At 60.4% G+C, this 21,594-nt stretch carries 21 protein-coding genes; 9 read left to right on the forward strand and 12 right to left on the reverse strand.

The window, feature by feature from the left end; all coding sequences use genetic code 11:
- The first annotated feature begins 100 nt into the window (after nucleotides 1-100).
- From R4P64_RS31540 to R4P64_RS31555, 4 genes are all read left to right on the forward strand, one after another.
- Entirely contained in the window at nucleotides 101-328 is a 228-nt protein-coding gene (locus R4P64_RS31540) for a hypothetical protein (protein WP_033236798.1), read from the forward strand.
- 102 nt (nucleotides 329-430) lie between these two features.
- Nucleotides 431-2,089, forward strand: a complete 1,659-nt coding sequence (locus R4P64_RS31545) for a thiolase C-terminal domain-containing protein (protein WP_116104649.1) — start codon at nucleotides 431-433, stop codon at nucleotides 2,087-2,089.
- Nucleotides 2,090-2,127: 38 nt separating this feature from the next.
- The gene (locus tag R4P64_RS31550; protein ID WP_033236797.1) at nucleotides 2,128-3,357 is read left to right on the forward strand and encodes a CaiB/BaiF CoA transferase family protein; all 1,230 of its coding nucleotides are present in this window, start codon (nucleotides 2,128-2,130) and stop codon (nucleotides 3,355-3,357) included.
- 49 nt (nucleotides 3,358-3,406) lie between these two features.
- A complete protein-coding gene (locus R4P64_RS31555; protein ID WP_116104650.1) occupies nucleotides 3,407-4,558 on the forward strand; it encodes a thiolase family protein in 1,152 nt (383 codons plus the stop codon).
- 97 nt (nucleotides 4,559-4,655) lie between these two features.
- Here R4P64_RS31555 and R4P64_RS31560 read toward each other — a convergent pair whose 3' ends face one another.
- On the reverse strand, nucleotides 4,656-5,720 hold the full coding sequence (locus R4P64_RS31560; protein ID WP_033236813.1) for a CaiB/BaiF CoA transferase family protein: 1,065 nt from the start codon (nucleotides 5,718-5,720) through the stop codon (nucleotides 4,656-4,658).
- Nucleotides 5,721-5,835: 115 nt separating this feature from the next.
- On the opposite strand from R4P64_RS31560, the gene R4P64_RS31565 reads away from it, so the two are divergent.
- From R4P64_RS31565 to R4P64_RS31575, 3 genes are read left to right on the forward strand one after another with little or no spacing between them, the layout of a single operon-like run.
- Nucleotides 5,836-6,996 (forward strand): acyl-CoA dehydrogenase family protein, encoded by a 1,161-nt coding sequence (locus R4P64_RS31565; RefSeq protein ID WP_095887123.1) that lies wholly within the window; start codon nucleotides 5,836-5,838, stop codon nucleotides 6,994-6,996.
- 47 nt (nucleotides 6,997-7,043) lie between these two features.
- On the forward strand, nucleotides 7,044-7,811 hold the full coding sequence (locus tag R4P64_RS31570) for an SDR family NAD(P)-dependent oxidoreductase (RefSeq protein WP_033236795.1): 768 nt from the start codon (nucleotides 7,044-7,046) through the stop codon (nucleotides 7,809-7,811).
- Nucleotides 7,808-8,584 (forward strand): crotonase/enoyl-CoA hydratase family protein, encoded by a 777-nt coding sequence (locus tag R4P64_RS31575; protein ID WP_033236794.1) that lies wholly within the window; start codon nucleotides 7,808-7,810, stop codon nucleotides 8,582-8,584. The genes R4P64_RS31570 and R4P64_RS31575 overlap by 4 nt, the downstream gene beginning before the upstream one ends.
- Before the next feature lie 55 nt (nucleotides 8,585-8,639).
- Here R4P64_RS31575 and R4P64_RS31580 read toward each other — a convergent pair whose 3' ends face one another.
- The 9 genes from R4P64_RS31580 to R4P64_RS31620 all read right to left on the reverse strand — a co-directional run bounded on the left by R4P64_RS31580 (nucleotide 8,640) and on the right by R4P64_RS31620 (nucleotide 17,469).
- Complete coding sequence (locus R4P64_RS31580) at nucleotides 8,640-9,617, reverse strand: NADPH:quinone oxidoreductase family protein (RefSeq protein WP_317824168.1); 978 nt, start codon at nucleotides 9,615-9,617, stop codon at nucleotides 8,640-8,642.
- A 73-nt stretch (nucleotides 9,618-9,690) separates the two neighbouring features.
- Nucleotides 9,691-10,452, reverse strand: a complete 762-nt coding sequence (locus R4P64_RS31585) for an SDR family NAD(P)-dependent oxidoreductase (RefSeq protein ID WP_033236792.1) — start codon at nucleotides 10,450-10,452, stop codon at nucleotides 9,691-9,693.
- Nucleotides 10,453-10,557: 105 nt separating this feature from the next.
- Nucleotides 10,558-11,301 (reverse strand): SDR family NAD(P)-dependent oxidoreductase, encoded by a 744-nt coding sequence (locus R4P64_RS31590; protein WP_033236791.1) that lies wholly within the window; start codon nucleotides 11,299-11,301, stop codon nucleotides 10,558-10,560.
- Nucleotides 11,298-12,602 carry an acyl-CoA dehydrogenase family protein gene (locus tag R4P64_RS31595; RefSeq protein ID WP_033236790.1) on the reverse strand — a complete coding sequence of 435 codons (1,305 nt, stop codon included), beginning with the start codon at nucleotides 12,600-12,602 and terminating at the stop codon, nucleotides 11,298-11,300. Before R4P64_RS31595 ends, R4P64_RS31590 begins: the two co-directional genes overlap by 4 nt.
- Nucleotides 12,603-12,663: 61 nt before the next feature.
- Nucleotides 12,664-13,320, reverse strand: coding sequence for a TetR/AcrR family transcriptional regulator (locus R4P64_RS31600; RefSeq protein WP_033236789.1), 657 nt, complete (start codon nucleotides 13,318-13,320; stop codon nucleotides 12,664-12,666).
- A gap of 31 nt (nucleotides 13,321-13,351) precedes the next feature.
- Entirely contained in the window at nucleotides 13,352-14,374 is a 1,023-nt protein-coding gene (locus R4P64_RS31605) for a phosphotransferase family protein (RefSeq protein ID WP_317824169.1), read from the reverse strand.
- Nucleotides 14,375-14,544: 170 nt separating this feature from the next.
- Nucleotides 14,545-16,161, reverse strand: coding sequence for an AMP-binding protein (locus tag R4P64_RS31610; protein WP_233364776.1), 1,617 nt, complete (start codon nucleotides 16,159-16,161; stop codon nucleotides 14,545-14,547).
- Nucleotides 16,158-16,889 (reverse strand): tyrosine-protein phosphatase, encoded by a 732-nt coding sequence (locus R4P64_RS31615; RefSeq protein ID WP_095887130.1) that lies wholly within the window; start codon nucleotides 16,887-16,889, stop codon nucleotides 16,158-16,160. Before R4P64_RS31615 ends, R4P64_RS31610 begins: the two co-directional genes overlap by 4 nt.
- Before the next feature lie 58 nt (nucleotides 16,890-16,947).
- On the reverse strand, nucleotides 16,948-17,469 hold the full coding sequence (locus R4P64_RS31620) for a DoxX family protein (protein WP_033236787.1): 522 nt from the start codon (nucleotides 17,467-17,469) through the stop codon (nucleotides 16,948-16,950).
- A gap of 156 nt (nucleotides 17,470-17,625) precedes the next feature.
- On the opposite strand from R4P64_RS31620, the gene R4P64_RS31625 reads away from it, so the two are divergent.
- Nucleotides 17,626-18,390 (forward strand): SDR family NAD(P)-dependent oxidoreductase, encoded by a 765-nt coding sequence (locus R4P64_RS31625; protein WP_317824170.1) that lies wholly within the window; start codon nucleotides 17,626-17,628, stop codon nucleotides 18,388-18,390.
- A 123-nt stretch (nucleotides 18,391-18,513) separates the two neighbouring features.
- Here R4P64_RS31625 and R4P64_RS31630 read toward each other — a convergent pair whose 3' ends face one another.
- Entirely contained in the window at nucleotides 18,514-18,963 is a 450-nt protein-coding gene (locus R4P64_RS31630) for a MarR family winged helix-turn-helix transcriptional regulator (RefSeq protein WP_165826234.1), read from the reverse strand.
- Nucleotides 18,964-19,090: 127 nt separating this feature from the next.
- Between R4P64_RS31630 and R4P64_RS31635 the strand changes: the two genes are divergently transcribed.
- Nucleotides 19,091-20,797, forward strand: a complete 1,707-nt coding sequence (locus tag R4P64_RS31635; RefSeq protein ID WP_092803930.1) for an MDR family MFS transporter — start codon at nucleotides 19,091-19,093, stop codon at nucleotides 20,795-20,797.
- A gap of 35 nt (nucleotides 20,798-20,832) precedes the next feature.
- Here the strand turns inward: R4P64_RS31635 and R4P64_RS31640 are convergent, their stop codons facing one another.
- Nucleotides 20,833-21,486 carry a TetR family transcriptional regulator gene (locus R4P64_RS31640; RefSeq protein ID WP_051730740.1) on the reverse strand — a complete coding sequence of 218 codons (654 nt, stop codon included), beginning with the start codon at nucleotides 21,484-21,486 and terminating at the stop codon, nucleotides 20,833-20,835.
- Between the last annotated feature and the right edge of the window lie 108 nt (nucleotides 21,487-21,594).

Consider the following 21,594-nt stretch of genomic DNA (forward strand, 5'->3'; position numbering starts at 1 on the left):
ATGACGAAGTCGAGAAGATGGTCGAAACCAATGCCCGTGCCCTGCTGCACTTTCCCCGTACCTAAACCACTGCCGCGACCGAGAAACCGGGAGGAATGCCATGGAAGAACTGATCGAGCAGTTCCCAGAAGATGATTGGGTCGACCAGGACCTGCTCACGCGAGACCTGGCAGGCGAATTACTGGACGCGGAGATCAAAGCCGAGAAAGAACGCCTCGAATCTCCGGATGACGCCGACGCCGGCCTGTTCAGCCACTCCGACCGGCGGCGCAGAATCGCTGCCATGGTTGCCATCCGGGATCGCCATCGTGCACCGAATACCCTGTAACGCTGTGCAATCCGACACCCTGCAGCGGCGCCGGCACCAACGGGTCAGCGGTGTCCCGCGCCAACGACGAACAACGAAATCGCAACTTCGAGCGGAGAACACGTGAGTCCCATCGTGGATACCGGCCGGCCACTGCCCCAGCCGACACTGGCAAGCGCCGAGTTCTGGGCCTCGGGCGCCGATGGCATCCTGCGGATCGCCCAATGCTCGGATTGCGGTAAACGCACACATCCACAGTCGGTGCTGTGCCCGGACTGTCATGGTCGCAAGCTCCCCCTGCATCCAGTATCGGGAAAGGCTGTTGTCGTCGGCGTGACGATCAATGTCCAACAGTGGCTTCCGAACTTCCCGCCGCCGTACGTCATTGCGATTGTCGCGTTGGCGGAAGATCCGCAGGTTCGCCTGACGACGAATATCGTCGGGTGTGAGCCAACTGCTGTCCAGGTCGGCACTCGAGTCCGTGTCGTATTCGAGCAGGTCGAGGAATCAATCTGGTTGCCGCTCTTCGAGATCGATCCCGATGCCGACGAGCCCGGCCCGCTCCCCGAACCCGAAAACTACAAATCCCGGCTGCGCCAACCGGCGAGCACCAACCGGTTCGAGGATCGGGTCGCAATCAGCGGGGTCGGACAGTCGAAAATCGGCCGCCGACTCATGGTCGACCCGCTCTCACTCACTGTCGATGCATGCTTGGCCGCCGTCACCGATGCCGGTCTGTCGCTCGATGACATCGACGGATTGTCCACCTACCCAGGCAGATCCGTCGGCGGCATGTCCGAAGGCGGAATCATGCCCGTCGAGCAAGCACTGCGGATACGTCCGACCTGGGTCAACGCAGGCGGTGAACTACCCGGGCAGAACGGATCGATCGTGGCCGCGATGCTTGCGGTGGCCTCAGGACTATGCCGGCACGTGCTGTGTTTCAGAACGGTGTGGGAATCCTCGCACTCGGAACTCGTCCGCTCCGGCGCTTGGGCGTCCGGCGCCGGCCGAGCCACGGACATGTTCGAATTCCGTCATCCTTTCGGCGCGATGTCTGCGGCTAACTGGATTGCCTGCCAAGCGTCGCACTACTTCCACCGCTACGGCGATGCGAAGGACGCTCTCGGGGCAATCGCCGTAAATACCCGCGACAACGCCTCCGCTAATCCGGAGGCCGTATACCGCACCCCCATCACCATGGAGGATTACCTCACCGCCCGCCCGGTCTCCACACCGTTCGGCCTGTACGACTGCGACGTTCCCGTCGACGGCGCGGTAGCGGTCATCGTCTCGGCCGTCGACACCGTGCAGGACCTGCGCCACAAGCCCGTGTTCGTCGAGGCTGTCGGTACTCAGATGATGGAAAATCTCTCCTGGGATCAAGGCACTCTTACCCATTTACCGCAATCTCTCGGACCCAGCGCGCATTTGTGGAGTCGCACCGACCTGCGGCCGGATGACGTCGACGTCGCCTTGCTCTACGACGGGTTCACTTTCAATGCGTTGTCCTGGCTGGAAGCCCTCGGGTTCTGCGAATTCGGCGGCGCGGGGGACTTCATCGACGGTGGCCGCGGTATCGCGATCGACGGGCGTCTACCGCTCAATCCGCACGGAGGCCAGCTTTCTGCCGGTCGGACCCATGGTTACGGATTCTTCCGAGAGGCCGTGCTGCAACTTCGCCGGCAAGCACCTGGCCGTCAAGTCACAGATCCACGCGTCGCAGTAGTTACCTCGGGTGGCGGAGTGCCATCTGGAGCAATTTTGCTGCGCGCCGACTGATTCCACTCACCCCGAACCTCCCATCATCAGGAGCTGACATGCAACGACCACTCGAAGGTATCCGCATCCTCGAAGTAGCCCAATACACATTTGTGCCCGCTGCCGCGGCTGTGCTCGCGGACTGGGGTGCCGACATCACCAAAGTGGAACACGCCGTGAACGGAGACGCGCAGCGAGGACTCGTCCGCGTTCTCGGCTACGACGCCAACCGCCCTGGGTCGTCGTTCGCACCGATTATGGAAGGACCGAACCGCAGCAAACGCAGCATCGGCATCGACCTCGCGAATCCTGAATCACGCACGGTTCTCACCGAACTCGTACGCCGAAGCGACGTGTTCCTCACCAACTACCTGCCCGGCCTGCGCACCAAGCTAGGTTTAACGCTCGAAGAAATCCGGGCAATCAATCCCGACATCATCTACGTCACCGGGAGCGGTTTCGGCAGCGAAGGTCCCGACGCCAACAGTGGTTCATTCGACGCGACCGGATTCTGGGCTCGCGGTGGCAGTGCCGACGGCCTGATGCCGCCGGATACCGAACACATGGCGTTCATGCCGGCAGGCGCTTACGGCGACAACATCGGTGGTATGACCATCGCGGGTGGTATCGCAGCCGCGATCGCCGGCCGTGAACGCACCGGCGAGCCATCGGTTGTCGACGTCTCCCTACTCGGAGTAGGTGCCTGGGCTACACAGTTCACGGTCAACCTGGCGCTGTTCACCGGCGGACCACTACCCAAGGTACGCAAGAAGTCCGCCGCGGCAGGAAATCCTCTGACCGGCTCCTATCGCACTTCGGATAACCGCTGGCTGCAATTCTCCATGCTCCAGCCCACAAAGTTCTGGAACGAGTTCGTGACCGCTCTGGGCCTCGAGCATCTCGCCGGGGACAGCCGATTCCAGACCATGGAGTCCATCACCGAGCACAGTGAAGAAATCACCGGCTGGTTCGCCGACGCGATCGCCTCGCGCCCCTACGACGAGTGGACCGCAGTCCTCACGAATCTCAGCGGACCGTGGGCTCCCGTGCAGAACAGCTGGGAGTTGGGTCACGACGAATCGCTCGTCGCCAACGGCCGCATCGTCGAGGTCACAGATGCTGACGGCGTGCCGCAGAAACTCGTCGCAAATCCAGTCAAATTTGATAATTCCCCAGTGCAGATGACCCGCGCCCCACAGTTCGCCGAGCACACCGACGACATTCTGCGCGAGCTCGGCTTCGACGATGAACGACTCATCGAACTCAAGATCGCCGGAGCCGTTACCTAGCTGGCGCCCAACACAATCCATCCGCTTGAACGACAGGAGTCAAAACAGCATGCGAATCAGAGAAGCCGTCATCGTCGAGGCGGTACGCACGCCGATCGGCAAGCGGAACGGGTCGTTGAGCAGCGTCCACCCAGTTGATCTATCCGCTTTGGTGCTCAATGAGCTGATCCGACGGACCGGAGTCGACCCGTCGTTGATCGACGACGTCATGTGGGGCTGTGTCACTCAACTCGGTGACCAGTCCAGCAATGTCGCGCGATTCGCAACCTTGGCGGCGGGCTGGCCGGAAAGCGTACCGGCTGTCACCGTCAACCGTGCGTGCGGATCAGGTCAACAGGCCATCGAATCAGCGGCCCACGCGGTGATGTCGGGCGCCTACGATATTGCTGTCGCGGGAGGGGTCGAGATGATGTCTCGAATTCCACTCGGCGCAGCCCGAGCTTCCGGCTTCCCTTATGGTCAAACCGTTCTCGACCGATACGACGTCGACAAGCTCGACCAAGGAATCGGCGCGGAACTGATTTCCCAGAAGTGGAATCTCTCGCGTCAGATGCTTGACGAGTTCGCCTCCAGATCTCATGAACTCGCAGCCAAGGCAATCGACGGCGGAGCGTTCGACTCACAACTTGTAACGGTAGACATCGGCGAAGCACAGCTCGCTGTCGACGAAGGTCTGCGGCGCGGAACGTCGCCGGAGACGCTTGCCAAGCTGAAGCCGTCATTCCGCGACGACGGTGTGATCCACGCCGGAAACGCGTCACAAATCTCCGACGGCGCATCGGCAGTAATGATCACGACGCCGGAAAAGGCCGCAGAGTTGGGGCTGGTCCCCATCGTTCGTCTGCTCGCCGGCTCGGTTGTCGGTGCAGATCCCGTCATGATGCTCACTGCTCCCATTCCCGCCACGCAGAAAGTTCTCGCCCGTGCCGGTCTCGGAATCAACGACATCGGCGCAATCGAGATCAACGAAGCGTTTGCGCCGGTTCCGCTGGCATGGCAGATCGAACTCGGTGCGGATCTCGAACGCATCAATCCACTCGGTGGCGCAATCGCGGTGGGGCACCCCCTCGGCGCGTCAGGGGCGATCCTGACAACCCGGCTCGTTCACCACATGCGCGATCGCGGACTCAAATACGGGTTGCAGACCATCTGCGAGGGCGGCGGAACTGCCAACGCAACGATCTACGAACTCGTCGAGTGACGCGGACCGTGGTCGCCGTTTGATCTTGCGCACTTACGAACCGTCCCGATGACGGTTGTCAGTCATCGGGACGGTGAAACCAATACGGCACAGAGATTTACGGGCCCGCCGTCCCTTGACCCCACAACCGGAGGATGTCGTCTACTGGCTTAGCGGCGTCGGAGTATCCGATCGGCAGTCGCGGAGTCCATGCATCACCGTCCTCGGCGACGAGGATGCCCCGTGCGGCAACGTGCGGATGGTGCGGCGCCTCCGCCAGGCTGAGAACCGGCGTCAAGCATGCGTCGGTGTGGCCGGCGAGGTCAGCCCATTCGTCACGGGTTCTCGTCGCGACGGCCGCCGCAATTCGATCTCGAAGAGCAGGCCACGCCTGGGGATCGTGCCTACCCTGGGCCAATTCGGGTTCGAGCCCGAGGACCTCGAGGAGCACATCGAAGAACGGATCTTCCAGAGCTCCTACAGCCACGAACTTACCGTCAGCGCAGGGATAAACATCGTAGTAAGGAGCGCCTGTGTCCAGCCGATTCGTACCGGGTTCGTCGGACCACCGTCCAGTCGCGCGGTATTCGTGAAGCATCGAGGTCAGATAGTTGGTGCCGTCGAGAATCCCGATATCGAGAACCGACCCCGTGCCGGTCCGGTCGCGCTCGAAGACAGCTGCCAGAATCGCTGTGACGAGATACATTGCGCCGCCACCGAAATCACCGAGAAGGTTAGCCGGCGGCATGGGCACCGAACCCGCTCTGGTGGCGGAGTGCAGCGCACCTGTCAGTGCGATGTAATTGATATCGTGCCCGGCGGTGAACGCAAGCGGACCCGTCTGGCCCCATCCGGTCATCCGGGCATAGATCAGACGATTGTTGACAGCGGCGAGATCATCCGGACCCAATCCGAGACGCTCCATGACACCGGGACGAAACCCTTCCACCAAGACATCAGCAGATCCGATGGCATTGTGTACGAACCGAATCGAGTCTGGATCTTTGAGGTCGACTTCCATCGTCGACCGGTTACGCACCAACGCCGGTATCTCCGATCCGGGGCGGCGCAAGGTCAGGATCTCAGCTCCCAAATCGGCCAGCAGCATGCAACCGAACGGAGACGGTCCCAATCCGAGAAACTCGACAACTCGCAGACCACTAAGCGGCGCACTAGATTTCATGTCATCCATCCCTTGGTTTCAAATTAGTCTGTCGGTAGATTGAACCGCAGGCTCGCCCATGTCGACAAACTGGACGCCGAGCACGAGTATTACCGATCAATTTAGGAGAAGCCAAGTGCCTCAACCATTTTACGACGATGACCACAACCAGTTCCGCGCACTGGTGCGCGAATTCGTGAAGCGTGAAGTCACCCCGAACCTCGACCGATGGGAGGAGGACGCAAGCACTGGCCGCGACGTATGGAAATCCGCAGGCGCACACGGAATTCTCGGTATCCGAATCGCCGAAGACCTCGGCGGAGGCGGAATGAAGGACTATCGCTTCCGCTGTGTGATCCAGGAGGAACTTGCCGCAGTCGGAGCGGCATCCCTCGCTTCCGGGTTCTCGATCAACGAGGATATCGTCGCGTCGTACCTGACGACATTCGGGACGGCCGAACAGCAAAAAGAGTGGCTCCCCGGGATGGCCGAGGGCTCCATCGTCACGTCCATTGCCATGTCGGAGCCCTCGGCCGGCAGCGACCTCCGTGCGATGAAGACGTCGGCGGTGCGAGACGGCGACGATTGGGTCATCAACGGCTCCAAGACATTTATCACAAGTGGATTCTCTTCCGACCTAGTTCTCGTCGCCGCACGTACCGGCGAGGTCGATGGACGCCCCCGACTGTCGCTCATCCTCGTACCCACCACCACCGACGGATTCGTACGGGGTCGCAAGCTGCGCAAACTGGGCTTGCACGCCCAGGACACGGCCGAGATCGCCTTCGATAACCTGCGTGTCCCTACGTCTAATCTCGTCGGTGAGGAAGGCCGTGGGTTCCACCACCTGACGGCGCAGCTTCCACTCGAACGCCTGTCGATTGCATGGCGCGCCCTGTGCGCGGCCGAGGCGGCACTGGAGTGGACGGGCCGCTACACCAGCGAGCGAAAGGCATTCGGCCAACGCATCATCGACCTCCAGAACACGCGATTCCGGCTTGCGGAGATGACGACCGAAGTAGACATCACACGAACGTTCCTGGAGCAGTCCATTCTCGCGTACAACGACGGCACATTCGACGCTACCCTCGGAGCGAAGGCCAAGTGGTGGTCCACCGAGTTGCAGAATCGCGTCGTCAACGGATGCCTGCAGTTGCACGGCGGATACGGGTACATGGACGAGTACCCGATCTCACGTGCCTACGCCGACGCCAGAGTGCAAACCATCGTCGGCGGCACAACAGAAATCATGAAAGAAATCATCGGCCGCGACGTAGCCGCCCGATTCTCCTCATGACACACACCCCTCGATCCTCCCCTCCCCTTCCGAAGAAAGCCTGACACATGCAATTGCGAGACAACACATTCCTGGTTACCGGAGCAGCCTCCGGCCTCGGTGAAGCAACGGCCACCGTTCTCGTCGAGGCCGGTGCGCGCGTGGTGATCGCCGATCTTGCCGAGTCCGACGGAAAAGCGACCGCAGCACGCCTGGGCGACGCGGCCGTCTTTGCGCCGATCGATATCACCGATGAGGCGTCATTCGGTCCCGCACTCGACGCTGCCGAGGCGATCGGCCCCCTGCGCGGAGTCGTGCACTGTGCCGGACGCGGCGGCGATCGTCTACGCATTCTGGACAAGGAAGGCAATCCGAACGACTTGGAAAGCTTCCGCAACGTCCTCGAGATCAACCTCATCGGCACCTACAATGTCCTCCGCTGCACCGCAGCCAGGATGGCACGCAACGAGCCCCTCGACGGTGAGCGAGGCAGCATCGTGCTCACTGCATCGGTGGCTGCATTCGACGGTCAGATCGGCCAAACCTCCTACACCGCATCGAAAGCCGCCGTTCACGGCATGACACTCGTCGCGGCACGCGATCTCGCAAGCTTCGGGATCCGAGTCAACACGATCGCTCCGGGATTGTTCGACACTCCCATGCTCGCGCGACTTCGCTCGGACATCCGTGAGGGCCTTGCCGCAGGCGTGCCCTTCCCGAAGCGACTGGGTCGCCCGCAGGACTATGCGGCAATGGCCACTGCACTCCTGACGAATTCGTACGCGAACGGTGAAACTATTCGACTGGACGGCGCGATCCGGATGGCGCCTCGATGAGCGCACTGACAACGGCCGACGTGCTCGTGGAAGCTGATGCCGGGATTCTCACGATCACCATCAACCGTCCTGCACAACGCAATGCGATGACGCTGACCGCTGCGACCGAGATCGCCGCGGCGTTGACTCGTCTCGACGAGGACCCGGATCTGTCGGTTGCAATTCTCACTGGCAGTGGCGGAACATTCTGCGCGGGAATGGACTTGAAGAGATTTCAGCTCGGTGAGCGGCCAGTGGTTCAGGGCCGCGGTTTCGGTGGCCTCGTCGAAGCGCCACCAGCGAAGCCCCTGATCGCCGCGGTCGAAGGATGGGCACTGGGCGGAGGATTCGAAATGGTTCTGGCCTGTGACCTGGTTGTCGCAGGCAGTGGTGCCAAGTTCGGACTTCCGGAGGTAAAGCGCGGCCTTGCCGCGCGCGCCGGCGGAATCTTCCGTGCTCCCCGAACCCTGCCCCGCGCTGTCGCACTCGAGATGCTGCTCACCGGCGAACCGATCGACGCGCAGACTGCGCTCACGCATGGCCTGGTCAATCGAGTGGTTGACGACGGTTCCGCGGCGGAAGGCGCACGCGCTTTGGCAACAGCGATCAGTGCAAACGCTCCGCTGGCGGTGCGCGCCAGCAAGGCTCTGGCGCTTCAATCACGGACCTGGACCGATTCGGAAGCCTTCGAGCGCCAGAACACATACACGGATCCGGTCTTCGCTTCCGCTGATGCGCGCGAAGGCGCGGCTGCATTTTCGGAACGTCGAACGCCGAACTGGCAAGGCCGGTAATAAAAATGGCCGATGCCTACGGCCACTCGAAAGCAGTCGTAGGCATCGGCTGGTATCAACGCCGGGTCATGTCGATGACCAGTTTGCCTGTAGTGAGCCGTTCCGACATACGAGTCAAGGCGAGCGGCACTTCATCGAGTGTGTAGATTTCGGAGACGTAGGGCTTCATTCCTTGTCCGACAAGACGTTCGATCTCCTTGCGACCCTCCTCGACAGCTTGCGGTAGATGAGCGGCGAGCGTACGAATCTCGAACCCTCGCAGGATCGCGCCTTTCAGGAGAACTAGATTCATCGGGATCCGCGGAATATCACCTTGCGCAAAACCTAGGCAGACATAGCGCCCGCCCCACCCGATCGCTCGAATCGCTTGCTCCGAGTACGCACCACCCACCGGATCGATCACCGCATCAGCACCCGTGCCGGTGATTTCCTTGATCCGCAGTTTGAGATCCTCGTCGTCGTAGGCGATCGTTTCCACGGCGCCGAGCGCACGACAGGCTTCAGCGCGTTCCGCGGTGGACACTGCGGCGATCACCTTAGCTCCGAGACGAGTCGCGATGTCGATACAGGCAGTGCCCACACCACCAGCGGCGCCGAGAACCACCACCCAGTTCCCAGGTTTCATATCTCCGAATGTCGTCAGAGAGTGGTATGCGGTTCGGTAAGTGACGTTGAATGCTGCGGCATGGATCATGTCCAACCCTGCAGGGGCCGGCGACAGTGCGGTGTGCGGAACGGTGATCTGCTCCGCAAATGCACCGCCGAATGCCGTGCCCATCACGGCATCCCCGGGTACGAAGTTCGTGACCTCGGCTCCGACTGCCAGCACCCGCCCAGCGAATTCGCTTCCCGTAGTGAACGGAGTCGGCACCGTCACCTGATAGCGATCCGCAGCGATGAGGACGTCCGGATAATTCACGGCGGCAGCCTCGATTCCCACAAGCACCTCCGACGGTCCGGCTACTGGATCGGGTATTTCACGGATCACAATCTTGTCCGGATCTCCGTGGATCTCACACCGCGCTGCTCGCATGCTATGGCCTTCCTGCCGAGTGGGGTTTGCTTGGGTTTTCCACTTTTGGTGTTATCGCGCTGCCGCCCGCCCGCTACCTGACCATGAGCGACCCGCCGTCGACTGCGAAGATCTGCCCCGTCATGAATCGTGAGCCTTCGCCTGCAACAAATTCGAGTACTGGAACCAGATCCTCGACGTTTCCGAGTTTGCCACCGAGCGGAATCAGGTTTGTCATTTTCCGGTCGTGCTCGACCAGTTGCTCAGGTGTCATCGACGCCCGCGTCGTCTCGTACATCGGCGTACGAATTGCCGGAGCGATTGAGTTGACGGTAATCCCGTACTGCGCCCATTCGGCCGCTACGGTCCGACTCCAGCCCAGCACGGCGCCCTTACTCGCTGCGTACGCGGCCTTACCCATCAAGCCTTTTGCACCTGCTGCGGAGGCAAAGTTGATGATGCGCCCGCCTCCATCTTTCAGGTACTCGAATGCCGCTTGGTTAGTAAGGAACGTCCCCGTGGCGTTGACCGCCATAGTGGACTCCCACATTGACAGCGGCGTGGATTCTGCCGGCGCGCCAGGAGCGATTCCAGCGGCGTGGATCAATACGTCGAGGCCCTTCAAGGATTTCACACCCCGCGCGAAGGCCTGGTCAACCGATTCCTTGTCGGTGACGTCGCACCGAATGAACTCCGCGCCTGCCTCAGCGGCAATCCGCGCTCCCTCGTCCGCTGTGACGTCGAAGGAGACTACCTTTGCGCCCGATTCACCGAACGCCTTGACTAACGCGCCGCCCATTCCACTAGCGCCTCCGGTGATGATGACACGTCGATCAGTCAAATTTCGATTTCCCATTGCGTACTCCGTATCTGTTGATTTGAAACGAATTTGAGCGGCGCACCTACCGCAAAGGCGCGCGTTCACTGGAACCGAAGTTCGGTAAACGCGCGCCTTTGCCGTTCAGTACAAGCCGCCGTCGACGCGGATCAATGACGAGGTGGTGTAGCTGGATGCGGGACTCGCAAGGTACAGGGCAGTAGTGATGATCTCTTCGGGGTTTCCAGGCCTTCCGATCGCACTCTGCGTAGTGTGCCGCTTCTCTTCAGCCCACGACTTGGAGATGTCGGTCAAGAACGGACCCGCGGAGATCGTATTGACTCGCACTTTGGGTCCGTACTCGCGTGCAAATACTCCCGTCAGCGTGTTCAGAGCCGCCTTCGCGCCGGCGTAAGGGCCGAATCGCGGCTGCGGGAAGAGCGCTCCCGAAGACGAGATGTTGATAATCGATCCGCCGTCGCCTGCTGCCATGCGCTCACCGACCAACGATGACAGATGGAACGGGCCTTTGAAGTTGACGCCGATGACCTTGTCGAAAAGCTCCTCGCTGGTTTCAGCCGACGACGGCGCGAGTGGAGACATACCGGCGTTGTTGACCAAGACGTCGATCCGCCCGAACACCTCGTAGGCCTTCTCGACCAGTGCATCGATTTCGTTCCACTTACCGACGTGACAGCTCACCGGAAGAGCCTTGCGGCCCAGGGCTTCTACCTCTTTGGCGACCTCGGCGCACGCTTCCGCTTTGCGGCTGGTGATCACGACGTCGGCGCCAGCTTCAGCGAAGGCCAACACCATTTGACGTCCCAGTCCTCGACTGCCACCGGTGACGAGGGCGACCTTACCTTCGAGAGAAAAGTGATTGCTCATGCGATTCCGTGCTCCTCGAGAATAGCGGCATGCTTGATTTTTGCCTCGGCCAATCGGGTGGGAATGTGCTCGCTGGGGAACAAGTTTTCAGTGGGCTCGTAGTTCGCGAGTACACCGCGTGCGACGGCAACCTTGTGCACTTCGGTCGGTCCGTCCGCCAAGCCCATCGAGATGACGCCGCTCCACCAGATATGCAGCGGGGTTTCAGTCGTGGCTCCCAGTGAACCGTGAATCTGGATCGCGCGGTGAATGATGTCGTGATAGATCTTCGCCATCGCAACCTTGCACATGGCGATGTAAGTGCGTGCCGCACCGTGTGGTTCGTTGTCGATGACCCATGCGGTCTTGATCACCAGCAGTCGGTACTGCTCGAGTTCGATCGCCGAATCGGCGATGAACTGCTGCACCATCTGCTTCTTCGCAAGGGTCTCGCCTTGCGTACGACGCGAGAGCACTCGCTCGCCCATCATGTCCAGGGCACGCTGGCATTTGCCGACGGTGCGCATGGCGTGATGGACGCGGCCGCCGCCGAGTCGAGACTGAGCCACTTCGAAGCCCTGTCCGGGGCCACCGAGGATCGCGTCGGCCGGCAGGCGCACGTCGTTGTAACGGATGTAGGCGTGCGTTCCCTCGTCGAGTTCGTCTCGATCACCCATGACGGAGACGTTGCGGACGATCTCGATTCCTGGGGTTTCAGCGGGCACGACGAACATCGACATCCGGCGGTACGGCGACGCTTCGGTGTCCGTCACCGCCATGACGATGAGGAACGACGCGTAGCGCGCATTCGACGAGAACCACTTCTCGCCGTTGATAACCCACTCGTCACCGTCCTTGCGTGCCGCGCAGACGAACTCCTTGGGATCAGACCCTGCCTGCGGCTCGGTCATCGAGAAGCATGAAACGATGTCGCCATCCAGCAGCGGCTGCAGATACTTCGCCTTTTGTGCATCGGTTCCGTACATCGCGAGAATTTCGGCGTTTCCGGTGTCCGGTGCCGCGGTACCGAAAACCGTTGGAGCCCACATGGACCGACCTAGAACCTCATTCAGCAACGCAAGCTTGAGCTGACCGTAACCCTGCCCGCCGAGCTCCGGACCGAGATGGCACGCCCACAGACCCTGTTCTTTGACCCGGTCTCGTAACGGGCCGAGTATGGCCCGTGCGGCCTTGTTTTCCATGTTGTACGGCTGACCGAGGTGAGGGAAGAGCAGGTCCAGCGGCTCGCACTCCTCGCGAACGAATGTCGCCGCCCAGTCGAGCTTTGCCTGAAATTCAGGATCGGTCTGGAAATTCCACATCGTATGAGTCCTTTGTTAGTACGGGGTTCACACTCGAGCGACACGCACGGTCGGGCGAACTTCAGTGTTCGGTTACGGCTTTGAGACAAAACTGCAGCAGATGCTCGCGTTCTTCTTGTATGGGGGTGTGATCGGCTTCGAGATATGTTGTCGTCAGGCCCATTACCAAGGTCTGAATGAACATGGCGGTGCGTTCGGGGTCCGGGACGTTGCCCTCGATAAGGATGCCGCAGAGTAGATCCCGGATACGGCTGAGTCCGACTGGCTTGATCTCGCTTTTAGTTCTGGCAATCTGGCCCATGTTCCAGATGATTACCCGGCTTACATCGGAGAGATCAGGATCTTCGATCTGCGCCAAGACTCCGTCGATCCAGGCGGCGAGACGCCCTTGAAATCCGGACTGCTTGAATACTCGATACTTCAGGTAGGCATGGATGTTCAGGAGCCCCTGCTCGTAGAGCGCGACGATGATGTCGTCTCGACTCCGGAAGTGCCGGTAGAAGGCCTGATTCGACATTCCCGCCTCGCGGACGATTTCGGCAATTTTGGGCTGATCGGTACACCCCTTACTCAACATCACAGTCTGGGTAGCCCGGATCAGTAACTTCACCTCGCCGTCGTACGAGGCCTGCCGACCAGGCTTAGGCACTCGACGGAGTTGACTCCCACCCGCGATCACCGGCGGTGCGTTATCTACATCGCGACGTGGTTCGGACATCACGTATGCTCTCGTTCTTCGATTGCCGCGATCAATATCCGATCAGCGCGAGTGCTTCTGTCAGCAGGCCAGGCAGGGCGGGTTCCATCTTCTGGAATGCCGGGCTCAATGCTCCGCGTTTGCGTCCGCGTTTGATCAATAGTGCTGTCGCGGCGGCTTCCTTGTACCGCGTGAGTGCGTGAAACCATTCGATGTCCTCGACTGGCCGACCCAGGGTCTGCTCGTAGATCCGGACAACCTCGTCGACAGTTGGTGTACCGCAAGGCTTTTCTGAGTAGGCCGCGGGGTGGGCGGCCTCATCGGTGAAGTAGGTGAGCCAGGTGAGATCGATTCGCGGGTCACCGACCGACCAGATTTCCCAGTCGATCAACGCTGTGACACGATCTCCTTCACAGAGCGTGTTACCCAATCGATAGTCACCGTGGTTGACGACGGGTTCCGCCGGGACTGGCATCGTCGCATGCAATGCCTTTGCACATCGCAGATAGTCACCGCTCAGATCATCCGAAACTGTCTCGAATGCTCTGGTCCACCTGTCGATTTCATCGCCCAGCGACACCACCGGCTCGTCACCCAGACCAATATCGGAAGGCTTGACCGAATGCAGATGAGCAAGCATCCGCGTAGCGGAGAGGTACCTCTCGCGTGTTTGCGCACGCGCCGCTCCGTCTCGAGGACGTTGAGCATCGAGCAGTGGTTCCACACATTCTCCAGCGACCATTTGCATTGCCACGAAAGGAGGATCACCCGCGTCCTCGAAATAGACTGCCGGTGTCGACACCCCGGCAGCACCCTGCAACGCCTGCATGACACGTCCCTGACGTAGCACGTCTCGATTTCGAACGGGTGCCAGTCCTGGGGGCGCAACCTTGAGGACGACAGATTCGTCGATTGCCCCACCCGAAACGTCGGCGATGAATGTCAGGCTCGATGTTCCGCCGGTCAGTGTCCGCACGTTGGAAACCTCGAGATTTGTTTGCCAACTGCGACTGGCATCGCCAGCTCGGACGCTCAGATCGGCGAGGAGTTCGGTATGTTCGGATTCCGTTGTCATGGAAGATCCTTCGGATTTCGGACAATCCAAAAGTGAGATTGTCATTCTGGGAACATGATTCTGAGGTTTCGGCACGATGTCAATAGACGCATTCCACTCAGCAGAACCAGGCCCGGAATATACCCGGAATCTGAAGACTGAACTCCGAGAGCATCTTCCGCGGACTATTCTCAGGTGAAATGCGCGGAGCGGAGCTCCGCCTTACGAATCTTGCCGAGCGCTGTTCGAGGGAGCTCGTCAACGACAACAAGCCGCTCGGGTGTCTTCACTCTGGCGAGCCCGGACGCCGCGAAATGCTCACGAAGTCCGGCGAGTTCAAGTTTCATGCCCGGAGAAAGTACGACAACCGCCGCGACCACTTCGCCGTAACGTTCGTCCGCAGCTGCAACGATCGCGCCCTCCCGGATCGCCGGGTGCGTGACGAGCACGTCTTCGATCTGGCCGGAAGACATCGTCTCACCAGCCCTGATGACGACATCCTTCATACGATCGGTGATCGTCAGCCGACCATCGACATCCAGGTGCCCGAGATCGCCGGTCCGCATCCACCCGTCCTCTGTGAATGCCTCGGCATTGAGGCTACTGTCGCGATAGCCGACAAATTGGTCCGGACCTCGAAGTATGATCTCGCCGTCGCCCCCGACCGGAACATCGATGCCGAGTTCATCGACGACACGCACACGTACCCCGTCCATCGGTGCGCCGTCTGTTCCCAAACGCGCATCCTCGGGATCGTCGGCGCACCCTGATGTGGCCGTCGGATGCTCAGTGGATCCGTAGCAACGAAAAGTTGCAATACCGACTCTCTGCGCCCGACGCACGAGATCCTCCGGCACCGTGGATGCACCAATGAGGAAGTCGGACAACGTCGTCAGCTTGTCGGCAACACCGTCTACGTCGAGGATCCCGGCAAGGTGAAATGGGGTCCCACCTGTCGCAGTCACCCGATGGGACGAGATCAGTTCGACAGCAAGTTCCGGATCCCACATCTGCATGTACACCGCGTTCCATCCGTGTACAAGAGGGCGCAGCACACTGGAGACGCCGGCAATGTGTCCGGGCGGAAAGGATACGAGTTGCACCGAATCGTCGCGGCCGCGGAGATAGCGGGAAGCAGACCTGACCTCCGATAGCAGCGAATTATGGCTGTGCTGAACACCCTTCGGGGCCGCTGTGGTCCCGGAGGTATAGATAAGCAGCGCAATGTCGTCCGCATCTACTGCGGGAGCTGTGTATGTCGCATGCGTGCTCAAATCCGACCATGCGAGACAACCATCCGGGCCGTCGTCACCAACCACGACAATTCGTTCGAGGGTGACGATATCCCGATAATCCCCGACCCGATCACCGTAGTTGATCGAGCGCCATTGGTTCGGCTGGATGAACAGCTTCGCCTCTGATTGCTCGAGAATGAACTGCACCTCGTTCGGGCCGTACACATGCACAATCGGAACCAGTACCGCGCCTGCCAGAAGTACGGCGACGTAGGCTACCGATGCCTCGAAACAACTGGGCAGCTGAACTGCCACCGAGTCACCCGAACCGATGCCGTACCCTCGCAGGGCCGAAGCAACATCTTCTGCAGCAGAGTAGATCTCACCAACCGTGGTCTCGCTCTGCGCGCCGTCGGCCCCGACGTACACGATTCGGGTAAGCGCATTCTCCGCACATTTCTCGGGTAGAACGTCGACCCAACTTCGGTGTGTGTGAAAACCCTCTCGGTACCACAATTCGCTGAGATCACTGATGACCTCAGCCGTGCACATCGAACCCGACAAACCCTTCACGCTCCATCCGCCCGTTGGATGAGCGCCGGCACCGGGACTCCGTGCAGTCGAGTTCGCCACATGTCGAGCAGGACAGGATCCGCACCGTGATCGAGCATCCACTGCGCCGGTCCCCCACGCGTTGCGGTGATTCGTTCGACGATCGGTTCGATCGCCGAGGACGGCGCGTGCATGTACTGCTCCGGAAGCGGCGGCGACTTCGCGGTGCGCACACCGACGTCGAACCATCGAGCCATGAGGTCAGGCAGAGTCCGCTCGGTACGCGCGTAGTCATCGACGACGGCCTCGGGCCGCACGCCTGCAGCAAGAAGCAATACCGCTACCGCAACACCGGTACGGTCCTTACCGGCCGTGCAGTGCAACAAAACTGGGCCCTCTGGCTGGGTAACCAGATCAAGAAGTTCACCCACCCAGGAACTGCCGCGGTCGATCATGCGCGCGTAGACGACTGGCAGATCGCTCGGCTGAGCGTCGGGGGCCGCAGCGGCAGAAAGCGGTACGTGATGCACGCTGGTTCCTACCGGCCATTCATAGGCGAACCGAGCACGTTCCCTTGCACCTCGCAGATCAATGACGCTCTTGGGTGGCCACAATGCAATTTCGGGAATCACGGAATCGCCGGGGTAAGGAGCGTCTCCGCGATACAGGATGCCGTGCGCGGTCGCGCCCTTGCCTAGGAGCGGCAAACCGCCGACGTCCCGGAGATTGACCAACCCCCGGCCGGTCACACGCGACTCCGGACACTACTGATCCAGTTAACATGTTGACCTTCAACAGTTTTCACGGTCAACCTCGAGCAGGTTCCGCGGCAACAACTTCGGGGCGATAGGCACTTCCGAGCAGAATTCCCGCCGCTACTAGGCCGCCGACCGCCGCCGTGAGACCGCCTGCCCAGCCGGCGAACAACTCGCCACCGAAGAACTGGTTATCGAGGCTTGCCGTTCCGGGTCCGGTGATCGCGACGACGACAGCACCCACTGCGAGCACCATGTTGTACTCCCACCCGTCTCCGGCGATGAAGAATCCCTTGTCGCGGTGCACAGTCCACGCCGCGACAAACATCAGGGCGACAAAGCCCGCAGCAGCGAACGGAGTGAGCAGGCCCAACGCAAGAGAGATGCCCGCAGCAACTTCGGTGGCAGCAGCCAACCACGCGTGCACCAGTCCCGGTCGCATGCCGATGCTCTCGAACCATCGTGCGGTGCCTGGGATTCGGCCACCTCGGAAGAGTTTCCCGTATCCGTGCGCGGCCATGGTCAGGCCCAAGCAGACCCGCAGGATCAGCAGTCCCGTGTCGATCGAATTCACTACCACTCCATCCGTCTGATCGACAGCACATCACTCCTCGAACTGCCGGTTTAATAGACAAATATTACCTCTATAACTAAGTTATAAACAAGGGTGGACCTCCCGGCTCGTTCGAAACGACCAATTCCGCACTCACCTCATCGAAAGGCACACCTCATGGACCTCACCAACGCGTCTGCTGCAGTTACCGGCGGCGCTTCCGGCCTCGGGCGGGCGACCGCAGAGGCTTTCCTAGCCCGCGGCGTCCCGACAGTAATCATCGATCTGCCATCCTCGAACGGCGAAGTAGTAGCCAAGGAACTAGGCGACCTGGCTACATTCATGCCGGCCGACGTCCGTGATCCCGAGGCTGTCGACGCCGCCCTCACCGAGGCGGAGAGCGAAGCCCCGTTGCGGGCAGTCGTGCACTGCGCTGGACGCGGCGGAAAACTGCGCGTGGTCGAAAAAGACGGCACACCAGGGAGCCTGGAGCTCTATCAAGATGTCATCAGTACAAATCTCGTCGGAACGTTCAATGTATTGCGACTGGCCGCTGCCCGCATGGTCAAGAACGACGTGGTCGACGGAGAGCGCGGCATCATCATCATGACCGCATCCGTGGCTGCCTTCGAAGGACAGATCGGCCAGGCCGCCTACTCGTCTTCCAAGGCCGGCGTTGCGGGGCTGACCATCGTCGCGGCTCGCGATCTGGCACGCAAGTTCGTACGCGTCGTTACGATCGCGCCCGGTACCTTCGAGACGCCGATCCTCGGCGGCCTGTCCGACAAAGTGAGGGAGTCGCTCGCCTCCCAGGTCCCCCATCCGTCCCGTTTGGGCGCTCCGACGGAGTACGCCAAGCTCGCGCTGGCGATCGTCGACAACGCCATGATCAACGGCGAGACCATCCGAATCGACGGCGCGATTCGTATGGGCCCGGTCTAGTCCGAGATCAGAACGGAATCGAAATCGGCATGCGAGGAAACAGCGCACCGATTTCGATTCCGCGGATTACGAACACCACGAATACTCGTCTTGCCCAGCTGCTTTCATTGGTCGCTACAGTCCTCAATTTCCGTAGGCAGATTGATTGAACCTATCCAGCAACAAGACGAACACCGACACATCCTGCTGCGTCCAATCCGATACCACGTCTGCTGTCCAGCCGTGCCTCGCCTTACTGACCGCACTGAACTTCTCCGCGGCATCGGGCGTCGGGGAGAACAAAGCCACGCGGCCGTCATGGGGATCAGGCTCAGAGACCAGATAGCCGTCCCTGGTGAGAGCCGTGAGATGTCGACTCACCACACTTCTGTCCAATCCTGTGGCGGCAATCAGTGCTGCCGGCGATGCCGGAAACGTGTCCGCAATTTGCGTCATGATGACAAAAGCGGCCGGCGCCATCTCGGGCGCTATCAGAGCCACATTTGTGATCAACGCCTTCCTCGAACCCCGCACGAGCTGACTGATCCCCGCTTGAATCGAGCGGATATCGGCTTCACGTTGTGTCGAACTCACAGGATCAGCATAGATCTTGCCACGACACACACTGCACATCTTCCGTCGATTTTAGTTGCTTAAATCAACTATATATGTTTGACTTTCGTCACATACTTTTCGGATCGCACAGCTCTCGAGGAATCCCATGACCGAAACGACGGCCGAGAACGGCTCATCGCCGACGATGTCCCGACGCCAAGTGAACGAAGCATTCGCCGGCATCCTCATTGGAATGCTGGTTGGCATCTTGTCGACCTCGGTGGTCAACACTTCTCTCCCGCGTATCGTGTCCGATCTTCACGGTGATCAATCGACGCTCACCTGGATTGTCACCGGAGCCCTGCTCACGACCACGGTGAGCACCCCGATCTGGGGCAAACTGGCCGACCTCTTCAATCGCAGACGTCTGTTGCAAATCGCACTCGCTATCTTCATCGCCGGTTCACTCGCCGCCGGATTTGCACACGAGCCCACGCTGATGATCGGAGCGCGGTTGATACAGGGAGTCGGAACCGGCGGACTGATGGCACTCTCCCAAGTCGCGATCGCTGACATCATCAGCCCTCGCGAGCGTGGAAAGTACATGGGCGTCCTCGGTGCTGTCGTCGTAACCGGCACAGCCGGCGGCCCTCTCCTCGGTGGCTTTGTCACCGACACAGTCGGCTGGCGCTGGAACTTCTACCTCGTTATTCCCGTTGCAGTGATCGCGATGATCGTCATCCAGTTGAAGCTCATTGTGCCGACACGTAGGGGCGCTACCAATATCGACTATGCCGGGTCGATTCTGCTCATTGCCGCGATCTCGACGCTTCTCATCTGGCTCTCGCTGGGCGGCAAGCAATTCGCGTGGGAGTCCTTGCTGTCGTGGTGTCTGGGAGTCGGTGCAGTAGTGCTGATCGTCGTAACCCTGATCGTCGAGAGCAAAGTGAAGAACCCCGTCCTCCCCCTGCACATGTTCCGGCAACGGACCTTCACGTTGGCGGTCGTGGCCAGCGTGTCCGTCGGCATCATCATTTACAGCGTCTCGATCTTCCTCAGCCAGTACATGCAGCTCAGTCGTGGCGCCACAGCCACAGGAGCGGGTCTGATCACCTTGCCGCAGGTTGCTTGCAACCTCATCGCCTCCACCGTTGTCGGCGCTCTCATCAGCAGGACAGGGAAGTGGAAGCGATGGTTGATCACAGGCGCTTCCCTCCTCACCGTCGGCGTTTTCCTGCTCTCGACCCTGCGAGTCGACACTCCTTTTGCTGTGATTTTCCTGGCCACACCACTGGTCGGTCTCGGCCTCGGCATGCTGATGCAGAACCTGACTCTCGTCGTACAAAATTCCGCGAGCGTACTAGAGATCGGCGCTGCCAGCTCCGCCACCACGTTCTTCCGTAGCCTGGGCGGTGTCCTGGCCGTGACAGTGTTCGGCGCTGTCCTCTCCACTCGAGTCGATACCGAGATCGAGCAGGGCCTACAGCAAGCAGACATCGCGCGATCGGCAAGCGGACTAACGGACGGTAATCTCCCGAACCTCCCGGCCTTGTCCGATCAGGTGCGCAACACTGTCGAGTCTGCATACGGCCAAGGCGTCGGGGAGGTATTCCTCTATTCGGTTCCGTTCGCCGTCATCGCCCTGATCTGTACCATTTTCATGCCCAATGCCGTCCTCGGAACCAAAACAGGTATCCAGCAACTCTCCGACATCGTGTTGGACACAGCATCAAACGACTTGGATACCGTCAATGTTCCACGACACTCGGAGAAGCTTGGCGCCGAACGTGAAATGGCCCTCGCGGAATACTCGGGAAGTGGAAGCGATCGCGTGACGTCGGCCGCATCGCCACCCAATACGAGCAGTTCGTAACGCACTCCTCAATCGTGACTCGAGCAGTCAGCTTCCTAGCGGCCCTCGACAAATGTCGGAGGCGCCGTGAGCAATCCGACCATCGCATCGACTAGGTCGGTCTCGAACTCTTCGCGGGTCAGTTCCTGGTCTTCGCCCGCAACCATCCGAGATTGACGATTCGCAATCGTGTGCATCATCAGCTCGACAGCCATCGAGTGCCGATGCCGACGCAGCGGTTCGGACAGTTCAGTGAGCGCTGCCTTAATCCCCTCAGCCGCAATTTGCGCGCTCACCACATGGTCGATCGTGGTGGCATATGCACCGGAGCGTTTCTCCGGGTCGGACATCAGTCGAGCAAGAAATGCCACGTAGTGGTTGGTGTGCGGATCGAGGTCAACCAGAGGTCGCACCATGGACTCGACGAGGGCACGTAATTCATCCTGACGTCCCTCGCTGCGCATCCGATCGAGAAACTCGAGTCGTGCGGCGTTGATCGGGGGCAGTCGATACTCGAGGATCGCCTGCAGCAGAGCCGTTTTCGACCCGAAGTGGTATTGCACAACTGCGGGATTGCGATGGCCCGCCGCACTGCCGATTTGCCGTAGGGATACACCGTCGATCCCGTGGACAGCAAAGAGCTGCTCCGCTACCTGCAATAACTCGACGGGGTTTCGTTCACGGACCGACAACTGTGACGCCTCGCGCATGGTTCTGATTCTCTCACGCCCCTCCTCTCAACCATTGACCCTGCAGTAAGGCATGTGATTTAGTTTAAAACAGTTGTTTGATTGCAACGCAATCCTACGTTCGTATTC

Source organism: Rhodococcus sp. IEGM 1366 (genome assembly GCF_033142425.1).
Lineage (GTDB): Bacteria > Actinomycetota > Actinomycetes > Mycobacteriales > Mycobacteriaceae > Rhodococcus_F > Rhodococcus_F globerula.